Annotated in this window: 3 protein-coding genes; all 3 read right to left on the minus strand. The window is 72.3% G+C overall.

All coding sequences use genetic code 11. The features are described 5' to 3' along the window. Nucleotides 1-272: 272 nt before the first annotated feature. Nucleotides 273-884 (minus strand): response regulator transcription factor, encoded by a 612-nt coding sequence (locus tag ACYVE9_RS18415; RefSeq protein WP_461028979.1) that lies wholly within the window; start codon nt 882-884, stop codon nt 273-275. A gap of 40 nt (nt 885-924) precedes the next feature. After that, complete coding sequence (locus tag ACYVE9_RS18420) at nt 925-2148, minus strand: sensor histidine kinase (RefSeq protein ID WP_461028980.1); 1224 nt, start codon at nt 2146-2148, stop codon at nt 925-927. Nucleotides 2149-2294: 146 nt separating this feature from the next. After that, the coding region (locus ACYVE9_RS18425) for a TOMM precursor leader peptide-binding protein (RefSeq protein ID WP_461028981.1) at nt 2295-3899 on the minus strand (1605 nt) is incomplete at its 5' end.

A 3899-nucleotide genomic window follows, 5' to 3' on the forward strand; every position in this document is an offset into this window, starting at 1 on the left:
AACCCGCCTCGCCCGCCGACGCCCCGCCCGCCGGACCCGCCGAGATTCCGCCCGCCGACCCCGGCCCGTCTGGCGAAACGATTCTGCTGAGCGGAACCGTTCCGTCCACCCCGCCCGCCGACAAGACCGCGCGAACCCCCGGGACCGCCGGGGCCAACGGGACGCCCGGGACCCCCGGGACCCCCGGGACCAACGGGACCCCTGAGCCCCCCGGGGCCAGCGGCACCCGCGGTGCCCCCGGGCCCCCGGAACCGTCTGGTGCTCCCGTCGGGTCAGGGGATCCAGCCGGCCTCCTCGGCGATGCGGATGGCGTCCACGCGGTTGCGGGCGTTGAGCTTGGTGACGATGGCGGTGAGGTAGTTCCGGACGGTTCCCTTGGTCAGGTAGAGGCAGCCGGCGAACTCGGCGGCGTCGGTGCCGCGGGCCGCGAGCCGTAGCACCTCGGTCTCCCGCCGGGACAGCGGCGACTCCGGCGCCTCCCAGGCGGACAGCGCCAGTTGGGCGTCGACGACCCGTTGCCCGGCGGCGATCGCCCGGACCGACTGGGCCAGCCGGTCCGGTGGGGCGTCCTTCAGCAGGAAGCCCGACACCTGCGCTGCCATCGCGCGGCGCAGGGTGCCGGGCCGGCCGAGGCTGGTGAGGATCAGGGTCCGGCAGCTGGGCAGTTGGAGGCGCAGTTCGGCGGCGGCGGTGAGTCCGTCGATGCCGGGCAGGTCGATGTCGATGACGGCCACGTCCGGCCGGGCCTCCAGCGCCGCCTTGACGATCAGGTCACCCCGGTCGACGGAGGCCACCACTTCCAGGTCCGGCTCCAGTTCCAGCAGGGCGATGAGCGCGCCCCGGATCATGTGCACGTCTTCGGCCAGCAGGATCTTCACGGACAACAATGCTTCCCCCGGTTTGCATACGCGTGCTCAGGCGCTGTCAGGTGCCGGAGCGTTCCAGGCGCGCCGAAGGCGGCGCGCCGACCGTGGGGGCGGTGGGGGCTTCGGCGAGCAGTTCGAAGCGCCCGTCCTCCCGCACTCCCGCGGAGATCCGGCCGCCGATGGCGGCCAGGCGGCTCTGGAGGTTGCCCAGTCCGCTGCCGCTGTGTGCGGTGCGGACCGGTGTGGGGGCGGTGACTCCGTCGTTCACCAGGACGAGGCGCACCGTTTCTCCCTCCACCGCCGCGGTGACCGAACAGGTCTGGACCTTGCTGTGCCTCAGGATATTCGTCACGCCCTCCCGCAGTGCCGTCGCGAGCGCGGTGTCCACCGTGTGGTGCAGCGGCCCGCAGGCCACGTCGACCTCGGCGTGCACGTCGGTGGCCGACATGATCTGCGCGGCGGAGGCCGCCTCGTCTGCCAGGGACATGTCACGATAGCCGCTGGCGACCAGTCGTACGTCGGCCAGCGCCTGCCGCGACACCTCCAGCACCGAGGCCACTTCGTCCCGGGCCCGCTGGGGGTGTGCGGCGATGAGGCGGTGCACCAGCTCGGTCTTCAGAGTGATGGCGGAGAGACTGTAGCCGAGCAGGTCGTGCAGGTCACGGGCGAAGCGGAGGCGTTCCTGTCCGACGGCCATGCGGGCCAACTCGCTGCGGGTGGAGTGGATCTCCTGGACGAGGTCCGCCAGGCGGGTCACGCCGAAGATGACAAGTCCGGTCAGCGCACTGGCGATGGTCAGGTAGGCGACGGAGTTCCAGTTGCCCTCGTGCACCACGGCGAAGGCGAGGATCGCGGCGACCGACGCCCCGTACAGGGCCCAGGCGGTGCGTCCGGCGAGCATCAGCAGGAACGAGCCGGCGAGCGGGCCGGCCATGCTCCCCCAGGCGCCGCCGAACCAGAGGAACGGCAGATAGGTGAAGGCCGCCTGGACGGTGAGGGTGACGGCCTTCCTGCGCGTCGCCCAGTGCCTGGCCCACTGTGAGCAGTGCGCGTACTGCAGGGCGAACACCGCTGCCACGCACAGCAGTCCGGTGGCGAGCCGGGGACCGGAGGGTTCCTGCCAGAGCAGGTTGAGCACGGTCATGAGCGCGTAGCCGACCAGTACCGCCACGATGATGGTCCGCGCCAGACGCGGCGCGGGCACGGCCGGCCAGGCCTCGGGGCCCAGGACGTCCGGGGGCTCGCGCCCGTCGGCCGGGCGGAAGGAAGGGCGCGCTGTCACGGTGTGTGGGTCATGAGGCGCTAACTCGTTCTCAGTGTTCCGGAATGTTCCGGTCATGGAACGCCTCCCCGCCGGGCCGTCAGGTTGACGCATATTATGCGTCAGCTCCGGGCGCGGCCACAGCAGGAGGCGTTCCGGCGTCCGGCTTAGACGAACAGTGGTATCGGATTCAACGACTCGTAGGCGGTGGGCCGGGCCAGCAGTCCTGTTTGCACCGGCACGTCGAACAGCCTTCCCGGTGCGAATCGCGCCCAGAAGTGGCGCAGTCCGGGTACGAGCACCTTGACGACGGGAATCCCCACGTCAGGTCGGGACTGGTCGAGCACCAGCAACTCCATTCCCGCCGCTCCCACGAGGCGTTCGGCCGCGTCCGTCTCCTGCCGGAAATCGGTGGCGGCGGTGAAGGCGAAATCGCCGGGCGTGCGCGGGCTCTCGCCGGGATCGGGCAGCAGGTACGGCTGATTCCGCACCGTTCCGTGCTGCCACCAGTCGGTCAGTTCGGGGTCGGCGTCCAGTGTCTCGCGCGTCTGGGAGGGCGCGGCGGACGGATCGGCGCCCGGCGGCAGCAGCTGTCCCATCTCGGTGAGGGCCCGGCGCAGGGCGGTACGCGGGTCGAAGTGCGCGCCGAAGCCGAAGGCGATCTCCTCGGCCGGCGCGCCCGCCCGGTGCGACACCGCGGCGACCACCGGAACGCCCAGGTCGCTGGTGAGGTCCAGTGCCCACACACTGCGTCCCAGTGCGGCGTGGGTGCGCCGGAGCGCGGCCAGCCAGGGCTCGTCGAACGCGTCCAGGTCCACCGCCGGGTGCCGGGTGCGGTTGTACCACCACAGGGCGACCGCGTCCCGTTCCACGAGTTCGAGGAAGCCGTGCACCACGGCGTCCTCCACGCTGCTGCCGGCGGCGTTGCCGTTGGAGTCCGCCCACGGCAGACCGACGTGCGAGAAGTCGGGCTCCCGCACGTAGTAGAGCATCGAGGTGGGCAGCATCCGGTGTGCGCCCCGGCTGAGCGACCACACGGGTGTCCACTCGGTGACGCGGTCGGGTTCGAACCTCGGGCAGACCTGCTGGAACGCCGAGCGGCCCGCGTTCCAGCGGTCCCGGTCGCGGAACTGGCGGTCGTCGAAGAGCTGGCAGGCGTTGGGATGGATCGCGTTCTCGCCCAGGCCGCGCAGGCTGTCCCACACGGTCGGCTCGTCACCCTGCCGGGTGGCGCAGTAGCGTTCGACCGCCTCGCACAGCGCCCCCACCTCGGCCTCCAGCGCGGTGGTGCCCTTGCCGCCGCTCATGGTCCGCAGCCCGCTGCGCACTCCGGCCAGGCTGTGCCCGGACAACGCCAGGTTGCGGCCCGAGACATAGGCGTTGATGCCCTCCGGGGCGTGCGGGGACCGTCGCAGCTCGGTGACGACGCCCGTCACCGAACTCACCAGGTGCCGGTGGCGTTCCAGCATGCTCGCCGGCGGCACCGCCCGGTGGTGCCCGTCGCCCTGGTCGGGCTTGGGCCGCGAGGCGGGTGTCACCGGGCGCCAGCCCTGTGCGGCGACCAGCCCCGGATCCCCGCACTCCGCGCACTGCGGGCGGCGGATCACCTGGTGGTGCACGGCCCGGAAGGCGATGGTGTCCAGCGTGCACACCGCGTCCTGCCCGGCGTGCCGCACCCCCGCCAGCCACTTGGCCGCCTCCAGCACGGCCGCCTGGAGACCCATGGTGCGGCCCGCGATGAGGGACGCCTCGGGCACCGCCAGCGGCCGGTC

It is taken from the genome of Streptomyces sparsus, from assembly GCF_054776295.1.